The organism is Pseudonocardia sp. D17 (assembly GCF_036984265.1).
Classification (GTDB): domain Bacteria; phylum Actinomycetota; class Actinomycetes; order Mycobacteriales; family Pseudonocardiaceae; genus Pseudonocardia; species Pseudonocardia benzenivorans.
In genome coordinates, this window is sequence record NZ_BPRG01000048.1 from 1 (window position 1) to 12,717 (window position 12,717).

Below are 12,717 nucleotides of genomic sequence, written 5' to 3' on the forward strand. Positions count from 1 at the left end.
CGACCATCCCGAGCGGGCGCTGCGCGAGCTCTCCGCGAACGCCCACCTCGTCGTGATCGGCGCCCGGGGCCGCTCCCGTGGGCTCGAGCTGGGGCAGGTGAGCCGGCGGATCGTCATGGCTGCCCTCTGCCCCGTGATGGTCGTCGGGTCGGATGTGCGGCCGCGGACCTCGTCCGACAGCGTCGGAGCTGCGGACTGAGCACGGAGCAATAAGTCCCGCAGCAACCACCCAGCAGCCGGGACACTCATCGGGACACGCGCCAGGGGGCCGTGTCCATCGGGACACGGCCCGTCCGTGGCGTCCGTCAGGTGCTGATCGGGACGGTGACCGGTTCGGGTGCCTCCGGCGCCGCCGGAGTCGGAATGCGGATCTCGAGGATCCCGTCCTTGTAGGTCGCGGTGATGTCGCCCTCGGCAACGCCGTCGGGCAGCGGCAGCGAGCGCGCAAGGGCGCCGTAGCGCATCTCGTGGCGGGTGTAGCCCTTGTCCTCGCGGTCCTTCTCGATCCGGCGCTCGGCCTTGATGGTCAGCATGCCTGCTGCCGCCGTGATGGTGACGTCCTTCGCCGGGTCGATCCCCGGCAGCTCGGCCTTGATCACCTGAACGTCGCCGTCGTGGTACTCGTCGACGCGGATGAGGTCCTCACCCGGCCAGTCCCAGGCCAGCCCGAACGGGCGGCGCATCGGCAGCGAACGGAACCACTCGTCGAAAAGGCGGTCCATCCGCCCGAAGGGCAGGGCATCGGTATTGCGGTCTCGGCGAGAGATCGTGCTCATCGGGTCGTTCCTTTCGATGTCTCGACTATCGGTGGCCTCCTCGAGGCTCCCCTCCAGGGCAACCGTGCGCAGGTGCCGTGCGACCCCCCTCGTACCGGACGGAGGTCCCCCAGGGAGCGTGCGTTTCCCGCGAGCGGATGGGCCACCGAACCTGAGCGTGGGGTGAAATCTGCGAATGGCTGGTGGCCGCAAGCTCGTCAGCACGAGCAACACGGGGGTGGGGTTTCGCCGTGCACGACCAGGACCGCGCCGGCGGCGTGCTCCGCGCAGGCGGAGCTGACCGAGCCGAGCAGCAGGCCACTGAATCCGCCGTGCCCGCGGCTGCCCACGACGAGGACGAGTGCGTCCCCGCTCGCCTCGAGCAGGACCCGGGCGGCGCCGCCTCGGGCGACGGTTTCGCGCACCGGAACCGATGGCTGTGGACCGAGCACCTCGACGACGGTGTCGTGCAGGACGTGTACGGCGTCCTGCTGCGGGTCCCAGACCGCAGGCCACACGCCGGTGGCGGTGGCGCGGGCGGGGAGCATCCAGGCCGTCACAGCTTCGAGTTCGGCGCCGGTGGCGAGGGCCAGGAACAGCCCCCACCGCAGAGCTTGCTTCGAGGGCTCGGACCCGTCGACCCCGACCACGACACGTTCGGCGTGTGAGATCGAGGCGCTCGTAGCGATCATTGCCGCAGACTCACCATCGCGAGGCCGAACCGAAGAGGGCGCGTCACCTGTTGCTGCACGTCGCCGTCCAGGTCTGTCGGCCGGGCGCTTCAGCGCACCGACGTCACGGACGTGAGCCGTTCGCCCAGCTCGGCGCCCCAACGCCGGGCGCGGTCGCGCTCGGCAGGCAGCAGCGGACCGGACATGTCGCGCAGCCAGAAGGTCTCGGGGGGAGCCAGCGGCTCGCCGCCCAACGAGCGCAGCCGACGCATCATGGCGCGCGCGGCCGAGCCCCACAGGAACGCGCTCGGGAGGCGCGTGTCGACGGTGGCGACGCGACCGGGGACGTCCGCGGCGGCGAGCGAGCGCAACCACTCACGCATCCCCGGACCGGAGGTCACCGCTGCGGCACCCATCTCCCGGGCCGCCCGGCGACTCCCGGGGCGGCTGAGGCCGAACGTGTGGGTGGGTGCCGCGACCACGAGCAGGTCGGCGCCTGCTGCGACGCCGGGTCCGGCCCGCGACACGTCGACGATGTCGACGTCGGCATCGGGCACCGCCGACCGAAGTCCCTCGGCGAGGGCCTGGGCGACCAGACCCGTGTTGCCGAAGCAGGTCTCACAGGCAACGAGCACGCGCACGACCAGCACCTCCTCGTCGCCGTGGCGATGAGCGGGCCATGTCAGCCATTTCCGTGGACGACGTGTCCGATGCGGATGCCGGCGAAGTCGACGACGACATCGGGGCGGTCCGGGTCGACGGAGCCGATGTGAACGCCGGCGAAGTCACGGACCTCGCCGTCCTCACCGACGGTGCCGAGCCGGACCCCGCTGTCGTCGACGACGAACCCGCCGGTCACGACGGCGGAAGCAGACGCGGGCATGGTGGCCCCTTTCGGTAGGGCCCGGTCGTCCGGGCGGTGCCGTACACGGTCCGCCGGTTCCGGGTGGTCCGGCCAGGGCCGGAGGGCGGCCATGGACGGGACCTCGGTCTCTGCGTCGCCGTCGCAGGGACCGACCCTGGGCCTCCCGGACAAGGCCGATCGACTCTGCCCGGGTCGTCCGGCGGAGGCCGAGGATCTCCCTGTCGGCACGACGTTCGGCGCACCGCGACCCGAGGGGACCTCCATGGCGACGACGACCGAGCGACCCGCTCCGGACGACCCGGTCCGGCGCATTCTGCGAGCACCGGTGGCGTCGATACCTGCGGAGCGGAGCGCCCGGGAGGTCGCCGAGGAGCTGGTCGCCGACGAGGTGGGGGCGGTGCTCGTCGACGGGTCCCACGGGCCGGTCGGCATCGTCTCCGAACGCGACGTCGTCACCGCCCTGGCGACCGGCAGCGACCTCGACCGGCTCCAGGCGGCCGATCTCATGAGCACCGAGCTGGTCTGGGCCGACCCCGACGACGGGATCGGCGATGTCGCGCGACGGATGCACGAGGCGAACGTGCGGCACATGCCCGTGCGCGGAGCGTCGGGGGCTGTCGCCGGGATCGTGTCGGTGCGCGACGTCCTCGACGTGCTCGCCGCGCCGACGGACTGATGCGGCGCCGGTGCAGCGTGAGTGGTCGATCGGCCGGGTGGGCCTTCGGTCGCCGACGGTGACCGGCCTCCCGTTGATCAACCGCCGACGCCGACCTCTGCCCGGTGTGGCCGGGACAGTCGGCTCGTACCTGCCGTCGACCAGCAGTGTCAGGCCTTGTGCACGGTCCCGGTCCGGTTCACGGCGCGCTCGGGGGTGGGCTGCAGCCTGTGCGTGGAGATGCCGCGATCAACCAGGACCTCCGACGACGACCTGGATGAGGACGAACGCGGCGACGACGAAGACGAGGTAGGCGAACCAGTGCTGCAGCCTGCTGGTCGGGACCCGGCGCGCCACGCGGCCGGCGAGCAGCGAGCCGACGATTGCGGCACCGGCGAAGGCGAGGGTGAGGCCGAGGTCGAGGTGGGCCTCGCCGAGGTGGGCGGCGAACCCGGCACCCGAGTTGATCACGATGACGGCCAGCGAGGTGGCTACCGCCGTGCCCATGGGCAGGCCGAGCAGCAGGACGAAGGCGGGGACGATCAGGAAGCCACCGCCGACACCGAACAGGCCGGTCAGGAACCCGACGGCCAGCCCGGCGGCGATCGACTTGGGTAGGCAGCCGCGCCAGTTCACCCCGCCCTCGGGCAGGGCGCAGTCCCCGCCGATGGTGTCGGTGCCGGTGAGCATCCGGATCCCGGCGGCGATCATCAGCAGGGCGAATCCGGCGAGGACCAGGCGGGGGTCGAGAAGCCGGTTGACCGCGGCCCCGGCGAAGGCTGCGCCGGCCCCGGTCACTCCGAAGATCGCGGCGATGCGCCAGCGGATCTGCCCGGCCCGCAGCCGTGGGATCAGCGCCGCGGCTGCGGAGACCCCGACGACGACCAGCGACATCGGGATCGCCGCGGCGATCGGCACGCCGACGCCGTACACCAGGGCGGGCACGGCGAGGATCGACCCGCCGCCGCCGAGCAGGCCGAGCAGGATCCCGATGAGCACACCGAGGCCGAGTGCGGCGATCACGAGGTCGTCACCTCCTGGTTCGGGCGATCCCGTCGAGCGTGCGCGAGGGGGTGACGGGCGTGCCGGCACGGTTGTACGGCAGGGCGGAGAGGGGCAGCGGTGGTTCCTTTGCCGTCATCGGTGGGGACCGCGCCTGAACAGGACCGGATCGGTCTGTGGCGGGCGCGGCGGCCACCCGTGGCCCGGGGCCGTGGGTCAGGCGCCAGCGGGCTCGGGCTGCTCGCTGTGCAGTCCGGCGTCGGCGGCGTGGTCGTAGCCGTCGTCGACCAGCACGAGGGTGCGGCCGGGCCGGTCGAGGATCGACCCGGCGATCGAGGCGCGGTAGCCCGAGCCGCAGTAGACCCACACCTCGCCCTCCGGGACCTCGCCGACCCGTTCGGCGAGCTCGTGGATCGGGATGTGGAGCGAGCCGCGGACCCCACCGCCCGCGCGCTCGTCGTCACGACGGGCGTCGAGCACGGTGAACCCGCCAGGCCGCTCGGCCAGGGCGGCGGCGAGCCCGGCGAAGTCGCTGACCGGGTAGGAACGCAATGCCCGCCCGTCGGCGAGCTCCTCGATCTCGCCGTAGGCCATCCCGGCGAGGCGGTCGATCCCGATGCGGACGAGCTCGCGGCGGGCGCGGGCGACCTGCTCGACCGACTCGCCGATCAGCGTCAGCGGGGCACCCCACGGATACAGCCAGCCCACGTAGGTCAGGAAGTTCGTGGACAGCTCGAACCCGAGCGAGCCGGCCAGGTGCCCGGCGGCGAACGCGGTGCGCTCACGCAGGTCGACCACCCACTCTCCGGCCTCGATCCGCCGGCGCAGCTCGGCCGGGTCGACCGGCTCGGGCAGCGTCAGGTCGACCGGGCCGGGGCCGCGGCGGTTGAGCGGGCCCATGTGGGCGTAGTAGGCCGGGTACGCGGCGAGCCCGGCGATCAGGGTGTCGACGTAGTCCTGCTCGGCCAGGGTCAGCGCGGGATTGACCTCGGCCTGCGCTCCGACGGTGGAGGCGTCGCCGCTCGTCGGGGTGGCCGAGCAGAAGCTGCCGAACCCGTGGGTCGGGTAGATCGGGGTGTCGGCGGGAAGCTCGGCGGCCAGCCGGCGCACCGAGTGGTATTGGGCGTGGGTGAGCAACTCGGTGTCCTCCGGGCGCACGAGGTCGGTGCGGCCGGTCGCGCCGTAGAGCATCGAGCCACCGGTGAACACACCGTGGACGTGCCCGTCGGCGTCCTGCAGGACGTAGCTGACGTGGTGATGGGTGTGTCCGGGGGTGTGCAGCACCCGCAGCCGCATGCGCCCGGCCTCGAGCACATCGTCGTCGGTGACCGGGTGGTGGTCGAAGTCCAGCTCGTCGCCGGCCGCGAGCACGTACGCGGCGCTGGTCGAGCGGGCCAGCTCCAGCCCGCCGGAGACGTAGTCGTTGTGCACGTGGGTCTCGACCACGTGCGACAGCCGCAGCCCGCGCTCGTCGAGCAGCGCGGTGATCCGGTCGATGTCGCGTTGCGGGTCGACCACCACCGCGGTCTCGCCGTCGTGGACGAGGTAGCTGCGGTCGCCCAGGCCGGTCGTCTCGATCGTCACGACCTGGGGGCGGCCGATGCCCTCGTACGCGCTGTCGCGTGTCGCGTCCATATCCTGCTCACTTCCCTACCCCGTAGGGTATCTCGTTGCAGATCGATGTCGTCGGCAGGTAGGGCACTGGGCTGCGGCGGCCCTCTGGGCCCACGTCGTGCTTCCACCTGCGGCAGCGGCCGGTTCACCGCGCCGGCACGGACCGGGCCGTACCCGACACCTCTAGGGGTGTGCAATATCGCCAATGGGCGGCCGACGCCGACCCGTCCCGTCGGCGCGCTGATCAGGCCAGCGACAGGAAAAGGCGCTCGAGCTCGGCTTCGTCCACCCGCCGTGAGCCGTCGACATCCTCGGCGACGCATTGCCGCAGACCCGTAGAGATGATCTTGAATCCGGCCTTGTCCAACGCGCGCGACGCCGCCGCGAGTTGCGTGACCACGTCTGCGCAGTCACGACCTTCCTCGATCATCCGGACGATCCCGCCGAGCTGCCCCTGCACGCGCTTGAGCCGAGCCACCACGTCGGTCAGCTTCGCGGCGTTCACATCCATGGCGCATCTCCTCCGTCTGGGCGTCTCGTGTACCCCGGGGGGTATGACGCCAGCCTATTGCGTCCTATTCCGGCGGCCCGACGACGGGTCGCGTACCGTCCGCGCCTCCTTGCCGGAACACGGTGGCCGTCCTGCGGCTGAGCCGGGCACGTGCGTGGTCGCCGGTCGTCGAGGCCGCGGCTGGGTGTCAGCGCAGAACGACGTCAACCGCGGCGTCCCACGCCCCCCTAGCCACGTCCACGCCTCGCGCGGCCGGCGCCGTCGTGTCCACCGCCAGGGCCTCGGGCCACGCGTCCATGGTTGCGGCCATCTGCGCCGCGACGGCCGGCGTCGCGTCGGAGGCCGAGCCGTGCCGGGCCCGGATTCGTGCGGTGGCCACGTCCGACGAGGTCACGCAGCGCAGCTGGACGAGCTCCGCTGCAGCCTCGTCGGCCGCGGCCGCCGCCTCGGCCCGCCGGCGGGCGGACGTCCAGCTCGCGTCGAGCACGACCGACTCGCCGAGGGACAGCAGCGACACCGCGCGGCTCAGGACCTCCCGGTAGGTCGTGCTGGTGCGGTCCGGTGAGTACAGGCCGGTGCCGAACGGAGCGGCCGCGGAGGTCGAGGGGTCCATGCCGGCCAGCTCCTTGCGCACGCGGTCGCTGGAGACCAGCACGGCGCCGGTGCGGTCGGCCAGCCCGGCGGCGAGTGTCGACTTGCCCGTCCCCGGCAGCCCGCCGACGAGGACGAGCCGCGGCGCTCCGGCGCGCAGGTGGGCCACGGTGAGCGTGAGGAGCCGGGCCGCGTCGGCGTCCGCACCGACGTCGGGCTGCTGGAGGTGACGTACGGCGGCGACGGTGGCCCGCACGCCCGCCCGATAGGCGACGTAGTGGTGCACGAGCGTCTCGGGAGCGGGATCGGCGGCGAACTCGGCGTACGCGTGAAGGAAGTACAGCGCCGCCGCGTCCGCGCCGAGCCGCTCGAGGTCCATGGCGAGGAACGCGGCGTCGTCGAGGCCGTCGACGTGGCGCAGGGAGTCGTCGAAGTCCAGGCAGTCGAGAGCCCGAGGGCCGTCGTCGAGGCAGAAGACGTCGTCGGCGAGCAGGTCGCCGTGGCCGTCCACCACACGGCCCTCGGCGGCGCGCCGGACGAACAGCGGGCGACGGCCGGCCAGGAAACGCGCAGCGAGCCGGCCCGCGCCGTCGAGCAGGCCCGGGTCGAGCGCGTCGCCGCGCAACGCTTCCATCCCCGCGAGGTTGCCCCGCCAACGCTCGAGCAGGGCGTCGGCACTCGCATCGGCGGTGATCGGCGCGGACCGCTCGGAGCGCGCGTGGAACGCGGCGAGCATCCTGGCCAGCCGACGCAGGTGGTCGGTGACGTCGCCGCCGTCGGACACCAGGCGGGAGAGCCGCCGGTCGTCGGGCATGCGCCGCATCACGAGCACCGGCTCGGCGCAGCCTGCGCCGTCGAGCCGCGCCGTTCCGAGGTACACGTCCGGGGCGAGGCGGCGGTTGAGCCGCAGCTCGCGCTCGATCGCAACCCGACGCAGCGCGGACGTCGAGAAGTCGCAGAACGAGGTGCGCACCGGCTTCTTGACCTTGTAGGCCCGGTCGCCGACGAGCAGCACGATCCCGACGTGCGTCTCGTGCACCTGCGCGCTCGCGGACCCGGCCCCGGCAGGCCTCATTCGTCGGGCAGCGTGCGTGCGACCAGCCCGAGCAGGTCCGCGACGCGCTCGGCGTAGCCCCACTCGTTGTCGTACCACCCGAAGACCTTCACCAGGCCCTCGACGACGCGGGTCAGACCGAGATCCATCAGGCAGGACGCGCGCTCGCCGACGACGTCGCGGGAGACGATCGGTTCCGTCGTGGACCGGAGCACCCCCTTGAGGGCGCCGTCGGCCGCCGTGACGAACGCGTGGTTCACCTGGGCCGCCGTGACCGGCGTCGAGAGCCGAACAGTGAGATCGACCAGCGAGACGTCCTCGACGGGCACTCGCAGGGACAGCCCGTCCAGACGGCCGGCCAGCCTGGGCAGGACCGCGCCGATGGCCCTGGCGGCTCCGGTCCCGGTCGGAATGATGTTGACCGCCGCGGATCGGGCCCGTCGGGGGTCGTGGTGCGGACCGTCGACGAGGTTCTGGTCGGCGGTGTAGCTGTGCACGGTGGTCAACAGCCCCTCCTCGATCCCGAACGCCTGGTCGAGGACGTATGCCATCGGCGCTGCGCAGTTCGTCGTGCAGGATGCCGCCGAGAGCACGTGGTCGCGCATCGCTTCGTAGTCGCTGTCGTTGACGCCCATGACGATGGTGGCGTCCATCCCCGAGCCCGGCGCGGTCAGCACGACCTTGCGGACGCCGGAGCTCAGGTGCGCCGCGGCCGCGTCGCGGGTGCGGAACCGGCCGGTCGCGTCGACGACGATCTCCACACCGTCCTCGGACCAGTCGACGTCCGTCGGGTCCTGCCACTGCGTCACGCGCACGGCGCGGTCGTCGACGGACAGATAGCCATGGGACAGCTCGATCCGCTTGTCCCATCGGCCGTAGGTGGAGTCGCGCGCCAGGAGGCCCGCGACCTGCTCGGCGCCGGCCACGTCGTTGGCCGCGACGATCTCGAAGGAGCAGTCGGCGCGGTCCTCGGCGATCCGGAACAGTGCCCGGCCGATCCGTCCCATCCCGTTGACCCCGATGCGTGTGCGCATCTCTCGCTCCTCTCGTCGTCCCGGAGCTCCACCGTCCGCTGCGCCCCCGGCGATCGGCAGGGCCCGGCGACGGTGATCGGCGGGCCCAAGGTCCCTGAGTGCCCCTCCCGGCCCGCGGGTGGGTGACGCCACGGCGATTGGGGCCGTCCGGCCCCTCCGCACGGGACGGATGGCGGCTCGGCCCGGTCACAGCTGGTCGCCATGGTGATGTCAGGACGGATCAAGGAGGACCGATGGGTGCTGGACCGAGCCGTGCCGTCGTCGTCGCGGTCGACGGGTCGAGCGCGGCGCTGGACGCCGTGCGGTGGGCCGCTGCAGAGACAGCCGGTCGGGGGGCGGAGCTGCGCCTGGTCACCGCGGCCCAGTGGGCTGTCCCGTCGCCGATGGGAATGACCACGCTCGGCCAGGAACGGCTCCGTCGGGTGCTCGTCGAGGCGGCCGAGGACGCCCTCGCCGAGGCCGCTGCCGAGGCCCGCCGGATCGCGCCGGAGGTCGAGGTGCGCACCGAGGTGGCGACCGGCACCCCGACGCCGACCCTGCTCGCGCGTTCGCGGGAGGCTGCGCTGCTGGTACTGGGGTGTCGGGGGTTGGGTGGGTTCGCCGGGCTGCTCGCCGGCTCGGTCACGATCTCGGTGGCCGCGGCGGCGGCATGCCCGGTGGTGGTCGTGCGCGGGATCGTGGGCTCGACGGGTCGGTTGCCCGTCGTCGTCGGCGTCGACGGCAGCCCGCACAGCGAGGCCGCGCTGGCGTTCGCGTTCGCGCAGGCGTCGGCCCGTCGGGTTCCGCTGTTGGCCGTCCACGTCTGGAGCGACACGATGATCGACCCGATCGCCGCGCCCGCGGTCGACTGGGCTGCACTCGCGATCGGTGCCGAGGAGGTGCTCGCCGAACGCCTGGCCGGCTGGGGGGAGAAGTTCCCCGACGTCGAGGTGGGGCGGCGGGTCGTGCGTGACAACGCGGCGGCGACGCTGGTGGAGATGTCGGTCGGTGCCCAGCTCGTGGTCGTCGGCAGCCGCGGTCGCGGCGCGCTGCGCGGGGCGTTGCTCGGCTCGGTCGGCCAGGCGCTGCTGCGGCACGCGTCGTGCCCGGTCGCGGTCGTGCGTGAGGACGCGTCGTGAGCGCCCCGGTCCAGTGGCAACGACCCGTCGTCGCCGGGGTGGACGGCTCGTCCGCCGCGCTGGCCGCGGTGGAGCGGGCCGCGGAGGAAGCCGCGGTCCACGGTACGAGCCTGCGGCTGGTCGCCGCGGTCGAGTGGACGACCTACCGCGCGATCGGGTTGCCCGCGCTGGGGGAGGACCACCTGCGCGACGTTCTCGTCACCCAGGCGCGCGGGCACCTGGAAACGGCCGCCTCGCAGGTCGCGGCGCTGCGGCCGGAGCTGGAGCTGAGCACCGAGGTCGTCGGCGGAGCCGCGGCGGCGGCGCTCGAGCGCGAGTCGCAGGGTGCCTCGCTGGTCGTCGTGGGCGGCCGGGGCGCCGGGGGGTTCGACGAGCTGCTGCTCGGTTCGGTCGCGCTGGCGCTCGCAGGGCGCTCCCATTGCCCGGTCGCGGTCGTGCGGGATGTGGCCGCGGCGGTCGACGCACCGGTCGTGGTCGGTGTGGACGACTCCGCGGACCGCGACGACATCCTGCGGCTCGCGTTCACCGAGGCCGCCGCGCACGGCTGCGGGCTCGTGGTGGTGCATGCCTGGAGCGGGGCGAAGCTCGACCCCCTCGCGCTCCCGCTGCTGGACTGGTCGCTCGTCGAGTCGGGGTGCGACGATCTGGTCGCGGGGTGGACCGCGCCCTGGGAGAAGGAGTTCCCGGAGGTCTCCGTCCGCCGGGTGTTCGTCCGTGACGGTGCCGCCGGTGCCCTCACACGGCTCTCGGAGAACGCCCGGGCGGTCGTGGTCGGCAGCCGGGGCCGCGGCGCGGTCCGTGGGTTCCTGCTCGGCTCGGTCAGCCGGGCGCTGGTGCACCACGCGCATTGCCCCGTCGTCGTCCCCACACGGGGGCCGGAAAGGGAGTCGTGAACCCGCGCCCCGCCCGTACAAGGCGGTCACGATGAGCGTGTACACCCTTCGACGCACTCTCGTCCGTGACGTGATGTCCACGGTCGTCGTGTCCGTCACGCCGGACTCGACCTTCGACGAGGTTGCTCGCGCGCTCGTCGGGCGCGGGGTGCGGGCGGTACCCGTGCTCGACGACGGACGTCTGGTCGGTGTCGTGTCCGAGGCCGATCTTGCGCGCACCGGTGAGCAAGGAGATCCCCAGCCGGCGCTGCGCACGCACGGCTGGTGGCGTCGGCGCGACCTCGATCGTCCGACGACGGCCGCCGAGCTCATGAGTAGCCCTGTGATCAGCGTCGGCCCGGACAGGTCGGTCGCCGAGGCGTCCCGGCTCATGCGCGCGCGGGGAGTGGGATGGCTGGCCGTGGTGGAGCAGGAGGAGCAGGGCGACGCCCGGCTGGTCGGCGTGCTGGGCCGGTCGGACGTGCTCGCGGTCTTTCTGCGCGACGACCACGAGCTGCGGGCCGAGATCGTCGACCAGGTCTTCCGGCGCATCCTGCTCGTCGACCCGACCGGCCTACGCGTCGACGTCGAGGACGGCGTCGTGACACTCGCCGGGGAGGTGCCTCAGCAGTCCGACGCCGAGCTCGCCGCCGCACTCGTGTCACGACTGGAGGGGGTCGTGGCCGTCGAGAACAGGCTGTCGTACCGGTTCGCCGACGCCTCGGGCGGACCGCTGCGGGTACCGCTGTTCTGACTGTGAGGCTCCCGCCGGTACCAGCTGGTCCGTGGACCTCCGGCCTCCGCGGGACGAGCCACCCGGCCCCCTCGATCGGGGCCACGCGGCCCTGTGGCCGTCATGGTTCATTGTGGAGGATGAGGAGATGGTTGAGCAGGCGGAAGTCAAGGCGCACAATGCGATTCGGCCGACGCCACGGGTGTCCGAGCCCGTGCTCGAGGCGTCGGAACCCGACGAGGACGATCCTGCGACGACCCGCGTCGTGACTCCCCTTGCCACCGACGTACTCGAGCGCAGCGCCCTTGACGCGCTCTACGGCGACGGACCCGAATGGGACGTCGACGCCGAGCGCCGGAAAGAACACGCAGGCGTCAGGAGGACCATCATGTTGCGCGCGCGCCCCGGTGACTGGCTCGTCCTCCCACCGCCGCCGACAGGGCACCACCGGCGCCGCGGCCAGGTGATCGGACTCCTGCATCCGGACGGCTCACCGCCCTATCGTGTCCGCTGGCTCGACGACGACCGGGTGACCGTCGTCCTGCCTCCGCCCGGGACTCGAGTCCTGCGCCACGACGAGCCCGTCGCGAGCGGGTGACGTGCCCGGTCAGGCACGAGGAGCGCAGTACCTACGCGGTCCGCGGAGACCCGGCGTGGGTCTGGCCTGGACGAAGGAGCAGATGTGTCTCTCGACGGAGCCTGGCACAACGAACTCGGATCGACCCTGACCATCACCACGAAGGACGACGGCACCCTCGAAGGGACCTACGAGTCGAGGGTCGGAGAGACCACGGGCAGCTACCCGGTGACCGGACGGCACCATCCCCGTCCCGGTGACGGCGCTGGCTCTGCGGTGGGCTGGGTCGTCTCGTGGACGAACTCGTCGACGGACTGCTACTCCCTGACGTCGTGGGCCGGTCAGTACTTTGCTGCCGAACCGGAACGGTTGTCCACGACCTGGCTGCTCGTGATGGAGGGCGCGCCGGGTGAGGCGTGGGAGTCCACCCTCATCGGCCAGGACCTGTTCACACGGACCGTCCCGCACGATGCCGAGGTCCGACGACGGCTGGCTTACGGCACGAAGTCGTCGCATCCGCTCCGCCGGTCGTGATCCGGCCTTGTAAGTCGAACCACTTTCTGAGCCAGGGCCCCGCCCCATCGCCGGTTCTCCTCGCGTCACCACCTTCGGAAGCCGAGCCCTCGGGTCGTTCGACCCTGCTGCACCGGGCCGTCGGGCCGGGG

Annotated in this window: 16 protein-coding genes; 7 read left to right on the forward strand and 9 right to left on the reverse strand. The window is 72.7% G+C overall.

The genetic code is table 11. The annotated features are described in order from the left end of the window. The coding region (locus PSD17_RS09830) for a universal stress protein (RefSeq protein ID WP_339122438.1) at positions 1–199 on the forward strand (199 nt) is incomplete at its 5' end. Between the two features lie 106 nt (positions 200–305). On the opposite strand, the gene PSD17_RS09835 is transcribed toward PSD17_RS09830, so the two are convergent. From PSD17_RS09835 to PSD17_RS09850, 4 genes are all read right to left on the reverse strand, one after another. Then, positions 306–776: an Hsp20/alpha crystallin family protein gene (locus tag PSD17_RS09835; protein WP_103383972.1), complete on the reverse strand. Its 471-nt coding sequence runs from the start codon at positions 774–776 to the stop codon at positions 306–308. A gap of 197 nt (positions 777–973) precedes the next feature. Beyond that, positions 974–1,447, reverse strand: a complete 474-nt coding sequence (locus PSD17_RS09840) for a universal stress protein (protein WP_103383971.1) — start codon at positions 1,445–1,447, stop codon at positions 974–976. Between the two features lie 89 nt (positions 1,448–1,536). After that, positions 1,537–2,067 (reverse strand): flavodoxin family protein, encoded by a 531-nt coding sequence (locus PSD17_RS09845; protein ID WP_132975702.1) that lies wholly within the window; start codon positions 2,065–2,067, stop codon positions 1,537–1,539. A gap of 41 nt (positions 2,068–2,108) precedes the next feature. After that, a complete protein-coding gene (locus PSD17_RS09850; protein WP_103383969.1) occupies positions 2,109–2,309 on the reverse strand; it encodes a hypothetical protein in 201 nt (66 codons plus the stop codon). 244 nt (positions 2,310–2,553) lie between these two features. On the opposite strand from PSD17_RS09850, the gene PSD17_RS09855 reads away from it, so the two are divergent. Next, a complete protein-coding gene (locus tag PSD17_RS09855; protein WP_158703495.1) occupies positions 2,554–2,967 on the forward strand; it encodes a CBS domain-containing protein in 414 nt (137 codons plus the stop codon). 228 nt (positions 2,968–3,195) lie between these two features. Here PSD17_RS09855 and PSD17_RS09860 read toward each other — a convergent pair whose 3' ends face one another. From PSD17_RS09860 to gap, 5 genes are all read right to left on the reverse strand, one after another. Then, complete coding sequence (locus PSD17_RS09860; RefSeq protein ID WP_339122439.1) at positions 3,196–3,969, reverse strand: sulfite exporter TauE/SafE family protein; 774 nt, start codon at positions 3,967–3,969, stop codon at positions 3,196–3,198. A 195-nt stretch (positions 3,970–4,164) separates the two neighbouring features. After that, positions 4,165–5,583, reverse strand: coding sequence for an MBL fold metallo-hydrolase (locus tag PSD17_RS09865; protein WP_339122440.1), 1,419 nt, complete (start codon positions 5,581–5,583; stop codon positions 4,165–4,167). Between the two features lie 223 nt (positions 5,584–5,806). Continuing rightward, the gene (locus tag PSD17_RS09870) at positions 5,807–6,073 is read right to left on the reverse strand and encodes a metal-sensitive transcriptional regulator (RefSeq protein WP_103383965.1); all 267 of its coding nucleotides are present in this window, start codon (positions 6,071–6,073) and stop codon (positions 5,807–5,809) included. A gap of 187 nt (positions 6,074–6,260) precedes the next feature. Next, positions 6,261–7,739 carry a bifunctional aminoglycoside phosphotransferase/ATP-binding protein gene (locus PSD17_RS09875; RefSeq protein WP_103383964.1) on the reverse strand — a complete coding sequence of 493 codons (1,479 nt, stop codon included), beginning with the start codon at positions 7,737–7,739 and terminating at the stop codon, positions 6,261–6,263. Next, positions 7,736–8,752 carry a type I glyceraldehyde-3-phosphate dehydrogenase gene (gene gap, locus PSD17_RS09880; protein WP_339122441.1) on the reverse strand — a complete coding sequence of 339 codons (1,017 nt, stop codon included), beginning with the start codon at positions 8,750–8,752 and terminating at the stop codon, positions 7,736–7,738. The genes PSD17_RS09875 and gap overlap by 4 nt, the downstream gene beginning before the upstream one ends. A gap of 233 nt (positions 8,753–8,985) precedes the next feature. Between gap and PSD17_RS09885 the strand changes: the two genes are divergently transcribed. The 5 genes from PSD17_RS09885 (at position 8,986) to PSD17_RS09905 (ending at position 12,586) form a co-directional block, all read left to right on the forward strand. Further along, positions 8,986–9,870 carry a universal stress protein gene (locus tag PSD17_RS09885; RefSeq protein ID WP_339122442.1) on the forward strand — a complete coding sequence of 295 codons (885 nt, stop codon included), beginning with the start codon at positions 8,986–8,988 and terminating at the stop codon, positions 9,868–9,870. Beyond that, complete coding sequence (locus PSD17_RS09890) at positions 9,867–10,763, forward strand: universal stress protein (RefSeq protein ID WP_339122443.1); 897 nt, start codon at positions 9,867–9,869, stop codon at positions 10,761–10,763. Before PSD17_RS09885 ends, PSD17_RS09890 begins: the two co-directional genes overlap by 4 nt. A 31-nt stretch (positions 10,764–10,794) precedes the next feature. Beyond that, positions 10,795–11,496, forward strand: a complete 702-nt coding sequence (locus PSD17_RS09895; protein WP_103383960.1) for a CBS domain-containing protein — start codon at positions 10,795–10,797, stop codon at positions 11,494–11,496. 127 nt (positions 11,497–11,623) lie between these two features. Beyond that, positions 11,624–12,073: a DUF1918 domain-containing protein gene (locus tag PSD17_RS09900; RefSeq protein ID WP_199796725.1), complete on the forward strand. Its 450-nt coding sequence runs from the start codon at positions 11,624–11,626 to the stop codon at positions 12,071–12,073. An 84-nt stretch (positions 12,074–12,157) separates the two neighbouring features. Continuing rightward, the gene (locus tag PSD17_RS09905; protein WP_339122444.1) at positions 12,158–12,586 is read left to right on the forward strand and encodes an avidin/streptavidin family protein; all 429 of its coding nucleotides are present in this window, start codon (positions 12,158–12,160) and stop codon (positions 12,584–12,586) included. The last annotated feature ends 131 nt before the right edge of the window (positions 12,587–12,717 follow it).

Coding starts and splice junctions, on each gene's coding strand:
- PSD17_RS09895 (WP_103383960.1), top strand. CDS start 10,795: ATGAGCGTGTACACCCTTCGACGCACTCTCGTCCGTGACGTGATGTCC.
- gap (WP_339122441.1), bottom strand. CDS start 8,752: ATGCGCACACGCATCGGGGTCAACGGGATGGGACGGATCGGCCGGGCA.
- PSD17_RS09835 (WP_103383972.1), bottom strand. CDS start 776: ATGAGCACGATCTCTCGCCGAGACCGCAATACCGATGCCCTGCCCTTC.
- PSD17_RS09870 (WP_103383965.1), bottom strand. CDS start 6,073: ATGGATGTGAACGCCGCGAAGCTGACCGACGTGGTGGCTCGGCTCAAG.
- PSD17_RS09855 (WP_158703495.1), top strand. CDS start 2,554: ATGGCGACGACGACCGAGCGACCCGCTCCGGACGACCCGGTCCGGCGC.
- PSD17_RS09865 (WP_339122440.1), bottom strand. CDS start 5,583: ATGGACGCGACACGCGACAGCGCGTACGAGGGCATCGGCCGCCCCCAG.
- PSD17_RS09885 (WP_339122442.1), top strand. CDS start 8,986: ATGGGTGCTGGACCGAGCCGTGCCGTCGTCGTCGCGGTCGACGGGTCG.
- PSD17_RS09840 (WP_103383971.1), bottom strand. CDS start 1,447: ATGATCGCTACGAGCGCCTCGATCTCACACGCCGAACGTGTCGTGGTC.
- PSD17_RS09875 (WP_103383964.1), bottom strand. CDS start 7,739: ATGAGGCCTGCCGGGGCCGGGTCCGCGAGCGCGCAGGTGCACGAGACG.
- PSD17_RS09850 (WP_103383969.1), bottom strand. CDS start 2,309: ATGCCCGCGTCTGCTTCCGCCGTCGTGACCGGCGGGTTCGTCGTCGAC.
- PSD17_RS09900 (WP_199796725.1), top strand. CDS start 11,624: ATGGTTGAGCAGGCGGAAGTCAAGGCGCACAATGCGATTCGGCCGACG.